Source organism: Tenggerimyces flavus (assembly GCF_016907715.1).
Taxonomy (GTDB): Bacteria; Actinomycetota; Actinomycetes; order Propionibacteriales; family Actinopolymorphaceae; genus Tenggerimyces; species Tenggerimyces flavus.
The window spans coordinates 1,798,737-1,811,373 of sequence record NZ_JAFBCM010000001.1 but is presented as its reverse complement, the minus strand read 5'-3'; the positions used below and the strand labels follow the sequence as shown (position 1 = coordinate 1,811,373).

Genomic DNA, 12,637 nt, shown 5'->3' with positions numbered 1-12,637 from the left:
TCAAGCCCTTACGCGGCGACCTCCGTCACGCACCGGTGCCTACCAGCGGTGCCGGTGGGGCCGGAAGTCCGCCCAGCTGTCGTCGAGGTAGTACGGAACGGTCGCCCGGCCGGGCGGTGCGATCCGGTCGAGCAGCGTCAGCTCGTCGTCGGACAGCTTGACCTCGAGGGCGCCGAGCTGCTCGGTCAGCTGCTCCGGCGTCCGCGCGCCGAGGACCACGCTCGACACCGCCTCCTGCTCCAACACCCAAGCCAGGCTGAGCTGTGCGGGGGTGCAACCCTTGTCGGCGGCCAGCGCGACGACCGCGTCGACCACCGCGTCCGCGCTGGGGTTGAAGTGCTTGACGTCCCATTCGTTCTCGCTGCCGCGCGCGAGTCTCGCGCCGGTCGGCGAGGCGCCGGCGCGGTACTTGCCGGTGAGCACGCCGCCGGCGAGTGGCGACCAGACGGTGAAGCCGATGCCGTACGTCGCGGCCATCGGGAGCAGCTCGCGTTCGACCCTGCGGTCGAGCAGCGAGTACGGCGACTGCTCGACGACCGGCCGGTTGAGATGGTGCTCCTTCGCCGCCCACAGCGACTCGAGCAGCTGCCAGGCCGCGAAGCTGCTCGTGCCGACGTAGCGGATCTTGCCGGCGCGGACGAGGTCATCGAGCGCGCGCAGGGTCTCGTCGATCGGCACCTGCGTGGTCGGGCGGTGCACGTAGAAGAGGTCGAGATGGTCGACGTTCAGGCGCCGCAGCGAGTCCTCGCAAGCCTGGATGAGATGGCGCCGCGAGCTGCCGCCCGAGTTCGGATCGCTATCGTCCATCGGGACGAACGCCTTGCTGGCAAGGACAATGCGATCGCGGCGGCCGGACTTGCCGAGCAGCTCGCCGAGCAGCTCCTCGCTCGCGCCGCGTCCGTAGACGTCCGCGGTGTCGATCGAGTTGATGCCCGCGTCGAGCGCGAGGTCCAGCTGTCGTGCGGCATTGTCGGCGTCGACGTCGTTGCCGAACAGCATGGTGCCAAGTGTGAACGGGGTCAGCGAGATCCCCGTTCGGCCCAGGGGTCGGTAGGTGGTCATCGTGGTTCCTCCGTGCTGTCGCGTACGACGAGCTCGGTCTCGAGCACGCGGCTCGGACCAGTGACTCCCGTACGCAGCTGGTCGATCAGTAGCGTCGCGGCGTGTGCGCCTTTGGCACGCGCGGGCTGCCGGATGGTTGTCAAGGCGGGCTTGCTCACCGCGACGGCCGAGGAGTCGTCGAAGCCAACGACCGACAGGTCGCGGGGTACGTCGCGGCCTTGGGCCTCGAGCGCGGCGATCGCGCCGAGCGCCAACTCGTCGGTCAGGCAGACGATTCCGGTCGTCTCTGGCGCCGCTTCGAGGAGCAACCGGACGGCCTGGCCGGCGTGGACGCGCTCGTTCGCTGGACAGGAGATCGTTGTGGGCATGGGGATTGCGGCTCGTTCGGCGCCCGCACGCCAGCCGGCCATGCGTTCCCGTACGACGTAGCTCGCACTCTCCGCGTACGGCGACACCAGCGCGCACTCGGTCGGGCCGGCGGCGACCGTGATCGCGCCGATCCGCTGGTGACCGAGCTCGGCGAGATGGCTGATCGCGGCGACCGCGCCGGCACGGTCGTCGATGTTGACGCTGGGCACGCCTTCTTGCGGCTCCTGGTCCACGAGGACCGCCGGGATGCCGCGCTTGCGGGCGGCCGACAGGCCAGGCGAGTCCTCGTCGACGGAGTAGATGACGAGCCCGTCGACCATCGCCTTCGCCATCGGGTTGGAGTCGCTGCCGCGCGGGACCGAGACCACGGTGATCGCGTAGCCGGCATCCTGGGCATGCTCGGCCAGGCCGGCGAGGAACTGCGACGACACCGGATCGGTGAACGCGTACCCGAGGTCGTCGGTGAACAGCACCCCGAGCGTGTCCGTCCGCCCGGTACGCAGCGACGCCGCCAACGGGCTCGGCCCCTCGTACCCGAGCTCTCGCGCGGTCGCGAAGATCCGCTCCCGCAGGTCGGCCGAGAGCTTCTCCGGGCGGGAGTACGCGTTGGAGATGGTCGTTCTGGACACACCCAGCCGCTGTGCCAGCCGCAGCATCGTGGGGCGGTCCATGTGAATCGATCAACCTTCCGTTGGTGAATCGAGAAACTACGCGTTCACCTGGGCTTGCGTCAAGCCCCTGTGTCGCTTGACAGGGATTGTTGTCAATGATTCGGTGAGGGCATGCGAGACATCGAGGTGATCGAGTCACCCGCGGCAGCGGCGGTGGCGCTGGACCCGGTCCGGTCGCGGTTGCTGGCCGAGCTGCGGGAGCCCGCGTCGGCGGCGACGCTGGCGCAGCGGGTGGGCGTGCCGCGGCAGAAGGTCAACTACCACCTGCGGCAGCTCGAGGCACACGGGCTCGTCGAGGTCGCGAGCACGAAGGCGTGGGGCGGGCTCACCGAACGGCTGCTGGTCGCGACCGCGGCCGGGTACGTGGTCTCGCCGTCGGCGCTCGGCTCGGCCCGGTCGGAGCCGTCGCGTTCGCGGGACCGGCTGGCCGCGGAGTACGTCGTCGCGCTCGCCGCGCGCGTGGTCACCGAGCTCGGCTCGATGCTGCGGCTCGCTTCCAAGCAGTCGAAACGCCTTCCCGCATTGGGGATCGACACCGCGATCCGGTTCGCCTCCCCGGCGGACCGGGCCGCGTTCGCGGACGAGCTCACGTCGGCGGTGACGTCGCTTGCCGCCAAGTACCACGACGAGACCGCGCCGGATGGGCGTTGGCAGCGCGTCGTCGCGGCCGTCCATCCCGTGCCGCAGGGCGTCGATCCCTCAGCACAGAAGGAGGAATCCGCGTGAAGCGGCGGCTCGAGCTCACCGTTCCGGGTACGCCGGAGGAGGTCTGGGACGCGATCGCCACCACCGAGGGACAGTCGGCTTGGGCCTTCCCGGCGGAGATCGGCGAGCACGAGGTGTCGATTCACCGGTCGCCGTTCGGTCCTGACGTGACGGGTCCGGTGACCGCTTCGGAGCGGCCGCGGCGCTTCGCGTACGAGGAGCCTGGCTCTTCGGACGTGCCCGTGCTGGCGGTCGAGTTCCTCGTCGAGGCGCGCGACCACGGCACCTGCGTCGTACGCGTGGTGACCGCGTTCGCCGACGCCGGCGAGGAGTGGGAGGAGCTGCTGGACGGCGTCACCGAGGGCTGGCGGATGTCGTTGCTGATCCTGCGGGCGTACCTGACGCACTTCGCCGGGCGTTCCTCGACGACGGTCGAAGCAACGGTCGACACCGGCCGGAGCGACCGCACCGCCGTCGCTGCCGCGCTGTTCGGCGAGCTCGGCCTCGCCGGACTCGCGGCAGGTGACGCGTTCCGTACGTCTCCGTCCGCGCCACCACTCGCGGGAACGGTGGAGTACGCCAGCCCGGGCTACGTCCTGCTGCGCGTCGACGACCCGCACCCCGCCCTGTACGCGATCTCCGCCTTCCCGATGGCGACGCCAACCGTCTCACTGAACGTCGTCGGTCACCTCTACGACGGTGCCGAGGCCGGCGTCGCCGAGCGCTGGCAGCAGTGGCTCAGCCTTGCAGGAGGGCCCGTTCAGCCTTCGGGAGCCGGCTGACGACGAGCGCGTGCGAGTGGGTGACCATGTCCTCGACCTCGTCGTCGGGGATCGTGCCGTCGAGGTCGACGGTGTTCCAGTGCCGCTTGTTGGTGTGGTAACCGGGACGTACGGCCGCGTGGCGGGCACGCAGCTCGAGGGCAAGGTCGGGATCGCACTTCAGCGTCACGCTCGGCGCCGAGTCGTCCACAGGGACCAGGGCGAACATCTTGCCGCACACCTTGAACACCGCGACCCCGTCGCCGAACGGATAGTCCTCGACGGCGCCGACCAGGCTCGCGCACAGGGCGAACAGCTCGTCGCGAGTCACGAGCCCATCATGCCGGCGATTCAAGGCTGGCAGTTGACTCGGACGCCCTGACGCTCAGGCCGGCGCCCGGCACATGACGATGTCGAGCAGCCGGTCGACCAGGTGCTCGGCGTCCTGCGCGGGCATCGGCGCGGTGAACAGCGCGCGGAAGTAGATCGGCGCCACCACCACCTCCAGCAGCTCGTCCAGCGTCGGCGCCGCCTCGCCTCGGGCGGACGCGCGCGACAGCATGGCCTGCAGCTCGCGGGTCCGTTCGACGAACGCCGGTGAGGGCTGCCGCGGCGAGCCAGCGCGCACCTCCAGCAACGCCGCGCGCAGCACCAGCGGGACCAGCACCTTCTCCAGGTCCGACGCCACCATCGACGCGTACGACAACAGGTCGGACCGCAGTGTGCCCGTGTCCGGCACCGGCGCGGACGAGGCGAAGCGGGCGCTGATCGCGTCGTTCAGGATCTCCGACGTCGTCCCCCAGCGCCGGTACAGCGTCGCCTGATGGACGCCGGACCGCTCCGCGATCAGCGGCACCGTGATCGCCTCGAACGGCAGCTCGTCGAGCAGCGACACGACCGCGTCGTGGACCGCCGTCCGTACCCGCGCGGTCCGTCCGCCGGGCCGTTGCATGGTTCGTCCGTTCCCCATGCGAGGAATCATAACGCGAAATCTCTTGCATTAAGCAACCCCTCGACCTACAGTCACTGATGCGAGGATCCTCGCTTTAAGACACCAGGGAGACGCAGATGAAGCGGTGGCTGGTCCGGGCAGCGACCGGACTTTCGATAGGAGTCGCGGCACTCGCCGCGATCACGGGCGCGGGCTGGACGACAGCCGCCGACGCGATCGGCGCGGTCTACCCGGCCCCCGTGGCACTGACGGACCAGGTCGAGACGGCCGTCGAGCAGGCCCCGATCCCGACGCACGACCCGACGCGACCCACCGCGGTGATCCTGCTGGGCAACCAGGGCGCGAACGTCGTCGACGCGATGGCGCCGTACGCGACGCTCAAGGAGTCCAAGGCGTTCAACGTCTACACGGTCGCCCCGACGCGGCGCCCGGTCCCGCTGAACGGCGGCCTCGACCTCGTCCCCGACCTCAGCTTCGAGGACCTGAAGCAGAAGGTCCCGCTCGGCGCCGACGTCATCGTCGTCCCCGCCGTGCCGGACCCGAAGAAGCCGGTCTCGGAGCCGCTGAAGAACTGGCTGCACGAGCAGGCCACCGCCGGCGCGACGCTCGTCGGAGTCTGTGTCGGCACCGAGCTCATCGCCGACATCGGCCTGCTCGACGGCCGCCCCGCGACCTCGCACTGGTTCGGCCTGACGCCGTTGACGCACGACTACAAGCAGATCGAGTGGATCCGCGGCCCGCGGTACGTCGACGACGGCGACATCATCACCACCGCCGGAGTCCTGTCCGGAATCGACGGCGCCCTGCGCGTGATCGAGCGGTACGCCGGCGAGGCGACCGCGCGGCAGGCAGCCGACGCCGTGCGCTGGCCGAACTACTCGCCCGGCAAGCCGGGCCCCGCGCCGGAGTCCACGCTGGCGCTGACGGACCTCGCGACGCCGATCAACCTGGCGTTCCGTACGCCGACGCAGCTCGGAGTCCTGCTCACCGAGGGCGTGGGCGAGATCGAGCTGTCCTCGATCCTGCGGCCGTACACCGAGCGGTCGTTCATCGCCCGTCCGCTCCCCCTCACGCTGGACGGGCAGCCGATCCGGTCGCGACACGGGCTGACGTTCGTCCCGCGCTCGACCCTCGCGGCCGCCGGCCAGCTGGACCGGCTGATCGTGCCCGGCGAAGCGGCGGCAGCGGCTGCCGACCCGGCGATCGCCCAGGCGGCCAGCGCCGCCGGGCTGACGGCGGAGTACGTCCACACCCGTGGCGGCTTCCCGTTCGACGACGGCCTGCGCGACCTGGCGGCGCACTCCGACCTGGCGAGTGCGAGGTGGACGGCGAAGGTGCTGGAGTACGCGGCACCGGCCGACCTGAGCGGACCTGCTTGGCCGTGGATGCCGACGCTGCGGCTGCTGCTCGTCGCGCTGGCCGGCGCGCTGATCGCGGCGGGGATCGTCTGGGTGCTGCGCCGCTGGCCCGGGTTCCGGCGCTTCACCGGGCACTACCTGGAGATGGTCGTCTCGATGCTGGCCGGAATGATGCTGCTCGACCCGGTCTGGACGGCGGTCTTCCGTGGGCTGTCGGAGAACGTGGTCGCGTCCACGCTGGTGATGGCGGCGAACATGACGATCGGCATGGGCCTGTGGATGTGGCTCCGCGGGCACGGGTGGCGGATGATCGGCGAGATGAGCGTGGCGATGGTGGCCCCGTTCGTCCTGCTGCTGGTCCCCACGCTGCTCGGACTGCTCACCGGGAACGAGCTGATGATGATCGGTCATGTGGCGATGTTCGTCACGATGCTGATCCCGATGCTGGCGCGGCGGCACCACTACAGCGCCAAGCGCGGCGGCGGACCGTTCCGCTGGTCGCGCAGGCGCCAGCCAGCGGAACAGCCCGTCCGGCAGGAGGTGCTAGAGAGCGTCGGCTCACGCTGACGCTAGTTCCTCCTCGGCTGCCCGCGTTCGCACGGCGAGCGCGGGCAGCCGCCGTTCCAGCGCGATCATCGCCAGCCCGGCGAGCAGCGACGCCGCCGCGATCACGAGCCAGGGCGCGGCGGGGTGCCAGCCGAACAGCTGCGTGAACAGGGCCGGGCCGATCGCGCCGGCGAGCGCGAACGAGAACTGGAACGTCGCCAGGTAGCTGCCGCGCTGCTCGGCCGGCGCCGCCGCGGCGGCGAGCGCGTTCGACGTCGGCGCGTGCAGGAGCTCGGCCAGCGTGTACGGGGCGGTCACCAGCAGCAGGAACGGCAGCACCGCCACCGTCGGCAGCCCGAGCGTCGAGGCCATCAGCACGCCCCACCCGGTCCACAGCACCGCCGCGACGAACAGCACCCGCGTACGCCGCCGCCCCTCCGTCCGCTTGACCACCCACACCTGGCACAGCGCGAGCGCCGCGGTGTTCGCGCCGAGGAGGACCGCGACCAGCCAGCCCGGCCCCGCCAGCGCGTCGGCCATGAACACCGGCAGCCCGAGCGCCAACATCCCACTGCACAAGGCGAAAACCGTGTTGGCGCCGACGAGCGCGACGAACGGCTTGTCCCGCAGCGGCCCGACGCCCAGCCCCTGCGCCTTCGGCGCCGGCGCTGCCTTCGTCTTCGGCAGACCGCGCCACAGCACCAGCGCGGACAGCAGGAACGTCGCCGCGTTCACGACCACCGCGACCTGGTAGGCGGACTCGTCGCCGACCGCGAGCAACAGCGCCGCGAGCACCGCGCCGAGCCCGACGCCGGTGTTCTGCGCGGCGCCGGCAATACCGTACGCACGGTCGCGCTCCGGCCCGCTCGCCAGCTCCGCGATCAGCGTGAAGATCGACGACCAGTACGCGCGCTGCCCGAGCGCCGCGAGCAGCGCGAACACCACCAGCGACCCCGGCGATCCGACCCACAGGTAGCCGAGGAACCCGACGCCCTGCAGGACCAGGCCGCCGAGCACGACGGTCCGCGCGCCGACCCGGTCGACCAGCCGGCCGATCAGCAGCGGCAACGGGAGCGTCGCGAGCTGCGCGAACGACAGGCACCAGCCCACCGTCGACAGCGGCAGGTCCGCGACTTTCGTGAAGTAGAGCAGGGAGACCGGCAGGTACAGGCCCGCGCCGAGCATGTCCACGAGCAGGACCGCGATCAGGACGCGCAGCCAGCCAGGTGTCGGTGTGGACGACATGGAGAACCCCTTCGGGAGCAGCAGAAGTCGTTCGCCATCGTGGATTCACCGGCAGGGGGTGCGCCAATCATTCTGTTCAGCCAGAATCGTGGACTGTGATCCAGTACCACTTCACGGCCGTCTCGATGGCCAATTCGCGGTTCGGCTACTCGCCGCTGCTCGAGGTGCGCAACGCGCTGCGCGTGCTGCATCCGTTGAGCCGCGCGTTCTTCCCTGCGTACGACACCTGGCGGCGTACCGCACAGGGGCTCGTCGACGGCGCGGGGCTCGACCTGCGGTTCCTCTACGCGCTCGTGCCCCCGGCGAACTACGTTCCCGACTTCCTCGCCCCGCCCGCCGCGCCGGAGCCGCTCGCGATCGAGGACGAGCTGGCGTCGGTTCGCGCGACGCCGTTGACGCGGGTCCGCACCGAGCTCGGCCTGATCGAGCACTGGCTCGCGCCCGGCACCGACCGGCGCCGTGTCGCCGAGGTACGGGCCCTGCGCCAGCGGCCGGGGCTCGTGCGGGACCGGGCCGCGGCCGAGCTGCTCGCGTTCTGGGAGCTCGTGCTGCTGCCCGACTGGCCGCGGATTCGTGCTTGCCTGCAAGCGGATCTGGACCGCCGCGCGCTGGACCTCGCCCTGCGCGGTGTCGCGCACGCGTTCGGCGCGTTGAACGACGGCATCCGCTGGCGGCGCGACACGCTCGAGGTCCGGCGGCCGTTCCCCGTCGAGGTGGAGCTCAACGACGAGGGCCTGGTGCTGATGCCGTCGGTGTTCGCGGGCAACCGGCTCGGCGGCGCGACGGATCCGCCGAACCCGCCGACGGTCTGGTACCGCGCGTACGACGTCCACCAGGTCTGGCGTACGTCCGCGCCCGTGCCCGACGGCCTGGTCCGCGCCCTCGGCCGAACTCGCGCGCGCATCCTCGCGCGGCTGCACCAGCCGACCCCGACGACCCAGGTCGCCGCGGACCTGGACGTCGCGGCCGGCCACGTCGCCGAACAGCTCGCCGTCCTCCGCGCCGCGGGGCTGGTCCAGTCCCAGCGCAGCGGCCGCCTCGTGCTCAACCAGCGGACACCTTTGGGCGACGACCTCGTCTCCGCCACACCTGGCCCGCGATGATCACCAGGATGATCCCGAGCGAGAGCCACAGGCCGTACTCGGAGATCCGTTCGGCAACGTCAACCGCGGGTTGCCCGATCGCGAAGCCCAAGCCCGCATAGACACCGACCCGGAGTGCGGTGCCGATGCCGTCGAGGACGAGGAACGTCCGCAGCCGCATGCCGGTCCACCCGGCGGCGGCGTAGACCAGCGACGACGGCACCGGCGTCCACGGCGCCAGCGCGACCGCCGGCCACAGCAGCCACCGGCTCGGCCGCTCGAGCTTGCGGGCGAACCAAGCCGCCGCCCTGCCTTTGCCGGCGAACTTGCGCACCAGCCCCGGACCCCACAGCTTGCCGGCCCACCAGACGAGCGCGTCGAACTTCATCATGCCCGCGATGCCCACCACCACGACGACCGCGAGCGGCACCTGCCCGACGTTCGCGAACGCCCCGGCGGCGATGATCGCCTCCTTGGAGCCGGTGAGCAGCTCCAGCAGCACCGGGTTGGTGCCGAGCAGGATCGGCCGCAGCGGCCACATCGCCGTGTAGAAGAGCGCCATCAGCCCGAGCGCCGTCCACGCGACCAGGTCCTTGCGCCCCGGCGTTCCCTCCCACGGCACCCACCGCGAGGACTTGGCCGGCAGTACGTCGGTTGTCATCTCAGCCACCTCCCTCTCTCCCGTTCATGCTCGGCGGGCCGGACGTTCGGCTGAGAGAGCGAAGTGTCACGACGTTTCCAGGCGGATCGCACGGGTGAGCCATGACCCCGTGGCGCGCAATCGGCTTGACGGGCGGAACGGTGGCGGGCACGCTGTGAGCGTCTGAGACCGATCTATGCACGCAGGGGAAGGGGGTGCCGCGTTGAAGCTGCTGAGGAAGCTCGTGTCCGCCCAGCTCCGCGGAGGTCCGCTTGCCCCGCTCGGTTCGTAGCGCGTTTCTCGACGCGCTCGACGTTCAGCCCGACCCGTTCCAACTCCAGGCCATGGCCGCCCTCGACGAGGGGCGTTCGGTCCTCGTCATGGCGCCCACCGGCTCCGGAAAGACGTTCGTCGCCGACTATGCGGTCGCGCGGGCCGTCGACGCCGGTACGCGAGCCATCTACACCACGCCGCTGAAGGCGCTCAGCAACCAGAAGCACCGCGACCTGTCGGCACGCCTCGGCGCCTCGACGGTCGGCCTGATCACCGGCGACCGGGTCGTCAACCCGGGCGCGCCGGTGCTGGTGGTGACGACCGAGGTGCTCCGCGCGATGTTGTACGACGGTGCCGCCGCGCTCTCGACGCTGGGCGCGGTGATCCTCGACGAGTTCCACTACCTGCAGGACGTCGAGCGGGGCGCGGCGTGGGAAGAGGTCGTGATCCACACGCCCGCCCACGTACCGCTCGTGTGTCTGTCGGCGACGATCCCCGATGTCGAGGCCGTGCACTCCTGGCTCGTGCAGGTGCACGGGCCGACCGAGCTGGTGGTCGCCGCGGAACGGCCGGTGAAGCTCAATCATCTTTACGCCATTGGAAATCTGCACCACGCGACACCGCTGCTGCTTCCGGTCTTTCTGGACGAACAGATGAACTCCGCGGCCGAGCTGCTCGACGGCGCTCGCCGGGACACCCGTGGCGACGGGCTCCGGGCCCGAGACCGGGACCGTCCGGTGCCGCCGGAGCGCGGCGACCTGATCGCCCACCTGCGGGCGAACGACCTGGCGCCGATCATCTGGTTCGTCCTGTCTCGCGCCGGCTGCGACTCGGCGGTGGTCGAGTGCGTCGAGAGTGGTCTGCAGCTCACCGACGAGGCGGAGCGGGTACGGATCCGTGCGCTCGTCAGCCAGGCGCTGGCGCCGCTGTCCGCGGGGGAGCTGCGGGCGATCGACGCGGGGCGGTGGCAGCAGGCGCTCGAGGCGGGCGTCGCCGCTCACCACGGAGGCCTGGCGCCGGTGCAGCGGGAGGTCGTGGAGGCGGCGTTCGCCGAGGGGCTGGTGAAGGTCGCGTTCGCCACCGAGACGTTGGCGCTGGGGGTCAACCTGCCGGCGCGGACCGTCGTGATCGACCGGGTGGTGCGGGCTTCGGGGGAGCTGCTGACGGCTGGGGAGTTCGCCCAGCTGGCCGGTCGGGCGGGGCGGCGGGGCATCGACGAGGTGGGCCACGTGGTCGTGCCGTGGTCCTCGCACGTTCCGTTCCATCGCGTTGCCGCCTTGGCCGGTGGGCATCTGGCGGCGATCCGGTCGGCGTTCCGGGTGACGCCGGCGATGGCGGCGAACCTGGTGCGGATCTGTACTCCTGCTTCGGCGGTTGCTGCTGTCGAGTCGTCGTTGCGGCAGCACCGGGCGCTGGATCACACCGCGGTGCTGCGGACGGATCTGGCTCTGCGGCGCGCCGAGCTCGAGGCACTGGGGCCGGAGGTCGCTGTCGCTTCGGCGCCGGTCGCGCCGGCCGCGCCGAAGCGGGACGACGTTCTCGCCGCGGTCTCGGCCGGGGACGTGGTGGTCGACTCCGGCGCTCCCGCGCGCGGGCCGGTCGTCGTGCTGGCGGTGGGTCGCAAGCGCGGCGCGGCGTACGTCGAGGCGATCGGCAGCAACGGCCGGCGGGTCCAGCTCACCACGTCGTCGCTGCGCGGCCGGCCCACCGTCGTCGGGCGGCTCGACCTCCCGGAGTGGGAGCCGACGCGCCGTGGGCATGCCCAGAGGGCGGCGGATGCCCTGGCCCAGTTCGAGGTTCCGGACGTGCCGGTCGAGGCCCCGCCGGCGAACGGCCGCCCGCCGAAGGCGAACGGGCAACGGCGGCGGCTGGTCGAGTCGATCGCCAGCCTGTCGGCGTTGCTGACGGAGAACACGACGGGCGTACGCGACGAGCTGGACCGGATGATCCGGCTGCTCGAGCGTCGCGGCCACGTTGTCAACTGGACGTTGACAGAGTCGGGCCAGGCCGTGCGACGGCTCTTCCATCCGTCCGGGCTGCTGCTCGCCGAGTGCATCGCCGCCGGCGTGATGGACGACCTCGACGCGCCGTCGTTGGCGTCCGCGGCCTCGTGGTTCACCGTACGAAGCCGCCTCGGCGCCCCGCCCTCGACCGGCATCGCCACACCGGAGCTCGCGAGCCGTTGGACGCTCGTACGCGACGTGACCCGGTCGGTCCAGGCGGACGAGCTGGCCTGCGGCCTGCCGCCCACCCAACACCCCGAACCCGCCCTCGGCGTCCCCCTCCACCGCTGGGCCAGCGGCGCCGCGCTCGACGTCGCGCTGGCCGGCAGCGGCGTCCTCGTCGGCGACGTCGTCCGCGAGGTCCGCCAGGTCGCCGAGCTGCTCGAACAGGTGCTGACAGTGCCGGGCAAGCACCAAGCCACCGCCGAGCAAGCCGTCCTCGCCCTCCGCCGCGGCGCGATCGTCGCCGACGACCGTTAGGACGTGGCGAGGGGGCGTTCGTCGACGACGCTCTTCATGACGATGGTCGAGGTGAGGCGGCGGACGCCGGGGAGGGTGGCGAGCTGCTCGTCGCGGAGGCGTTGGTACGCGGCGATGTCGGCGGTGGCGATGCGGACGAGGTAGTCGGGGTCGCCGAAGAGGCGTTCGGCGTGGCGGACCTCGGGGATCGCGGCGAGGCTGCGTTCGAAATCGGCGATCGTGCCCGCGTCCTCGCGGTCCATCGTCACCATCGCCAGCACCTCGAAGCCGAGCCCGACAGCCGCCTGGTCGATCACCGCGCGGTAGCCGCGGATCACGCCGGACCGCTCCAGCTCGCGCAGCCGCCGGTGGCAGGGCGCCACGCTCAGCCCCACTCGCTGGGCCAGCTCGGTGACCGTCAGCCGGCCTTCGTCCTGCAGCAGCGCAAGGATCTTGCGGTCGATCGCGTCCACGCCCAGAATCCTATCGCTGACGCACTCAGGTGAGCACA

Annotated in this window: 12 protein-coding genes; 5 read left to right on the top strand and 7 right to left on the bottom strand. The window is 71.4% G+C overall.

The annotated features are described in order from the left end of the window. Positions 1-39: 39 nt before the first annotated feature. Positions 40-1,062: an aldo/keto reductase gene (locus JOD67_RS08360; RefSeq protein WP_205116794.1), complete on the bottom strand. Its 1,023-nt coding sequence runs from the start codon at positions 1,060-1,062 to the stop codon at positions 40-42. Further along, a complete protein-coding gene (locus JOD67_RS08355; RefSeq protein ID WP_205116792.1) occupies positions 1,059-2,102 on the bottom strand; it encodes a LacI family DNA-binding transcriptional regulator in 1,044 nt (347 codons plus the stop codon). Before JOD67_RS08355 ends, JOD67_RS08360 begins: the two co-directional genes overlap by 4 nt. A 111-nt stretch (positions 2,103-2,213) precedes the next feature. Here JOD67_RS08355 and JOD67_RS08350 point away from each other — a divergent pair, with 111 nt between their 5' ends. After that, positions 2,214-2,828 (top strand): ArsR/SmtB family transcription factor, encoded by a 615-nt coding sequence (locus JOD67_RS08350; protein WP_205116790.1) that lies wholly within the window; start codon positions 2,214-2,216, stop codon positions 2,826-2,828. Beyond that, positions 2,825-3,589 carry an SRPBCC family protein gene (locus JOD67_RS08345; protein ID WP_205116788.1) on the top strand — a complete coding sequence of 255 codons (765 nt, stop codon included), beginning with the start codon at positions 2,825-2,827 and terminating at the stop codon, positions 3,587-3,589. The genes JOD67_RS08350 and JOD67_RS08345 overlap by 4 nt, the downstream gene beginning before the upstream one ends. Here JOD67_RS08345 and JOD67_RS08340 read toward each other — a convergent pair. Then, positions 3,546-3,899 (bottom strand): MmcQ/YjbR family DNA-binding protein, encoded by a 354-nt coding sequence (locus JOD67_RS08340; protein WP_205116786.1) that lies wholly within the window; start codon positions 3,897-3,899, stop codon positions 3,546-3,548. The two genes, JOD67_RS08345 and JOD67_RS08340, sit on opposite strands and share 44 nt — an antisense overlap. A 54-nt stretch (positions 3,900-3,953) precedes the next feature. Further along, positions 3,954-4,538 carry a TetR/AcrR family transcriptional regulator gene (locus JOD67_RS08335; protein WP_205116784.1) on the bottom strand — a complete coding sequence of 195 codons (585 nt, stop codon included), beginning with the start codon at positions 4,536-4,538 and terminating at the stop codon, positions 3,954-3,956. Positions 4,539-4,636: 98 nt separating this feature from the next. Between JOD67_RS08335 and JOD67_RS08330 the strand changes: the two genes are divergently transcribed. Continuing rightward, positions 4,637-6,445 carry a DJ-1/PfpI family protein gene (locus tag JOD67_RS08330; protein WP_205116782.1) on the top strand — a complete coding sequence of 603 codons (1,809 nt, stop codon included), beginning with the start codon at positions 4,637-4,639 and terminating at the stop codon, positions 6,443-6,445. Here JOD67_RS08330 and JOD67_RS08325 read toward each other — a convergent pair. Further along, positions 6,437-7,669 (bottom strand): MFS transporter, encoded by a 1,233-nt coding sequence (locus tag JOD67_RS08325; protein ID WP_205116780.1) that lies wholly within the window; start codon positions 7,667-7,669, stop codon positions 6,437-6,439. The two genes, JOD67_RS08330 and JOD67_RS08325, sit on opposite strands and share 9 nt — an antisense overlap. A gap of 95 nt (positions 7,670-7,764) precedes the next feature. Between JOD67_RS08325 and JOD67_RS08320 the strand changes: the two genes are divergently transcribed. Next, positions 7,765-8,772, top strand: a complete 1,008-nt coding sequence (locus tag JOD67_RS08320; RefSeq protein ID WP_205116778.1) for an ArsR/SmtB family transcription factor — start codon at positions 7,765-7,767, stop codon at positions 8,770-8,772. On the opposite strand, the gene JOD67_RS08315 is transcribed toward JOD67_RS08320, so the two are convergent. Next, positions 8,714-9,412 carry a DedA family protein gene (locus JOD67_RS08315; RefSeq protein WP_205116776.1) on the bottom strand — a complete coding sequence of 233 codons (699 nt, stop codon included), beginning with the start codon at positions 9,410-9,412 and terminating at the stop codon, positions 8,714-8,716. The two genes, JOD67_RS08320 and JOD67_RS08315, sit on opposite strands and share 59 nt — an antisense overlap. 251 nt (positions 9,413-9,663) lie before the next feature. Here JOD67_RS08315 and JOD67_RS08310 point away from each other — a divergent pair, with 251 nt between their 5' ends. Beyond that, a complete protein-coding gene (locus tag JOD67_RS08310; RefSeq protein ID WP_205116774.1) occupies positions 9,664-12,147 on the top strand; it encodes a DEAD/DEAH box helicase in 2,484 nt (827 codons plus the stop codon). Here the strand turns inward: JOD67_RS08310 and JOD67_RS08305 are convergent. Further along, a complete protein-coding gene (locus JOD67_RS08305; RefSeq protein WP_205116772.1) occupies positions 12,144-12,599 on the bottom strand; it encodes an Lrp/AsnC family transcriptional regulator in 456 nt (151 codons plus the stop codon). The two genes, JOD67_RS08310 and JOD67_RS08305, sit on opposite strands and share 4 nt — an antisense overlap. Positions 12,600-12,637: the final 38 nt, after the last annotated feature.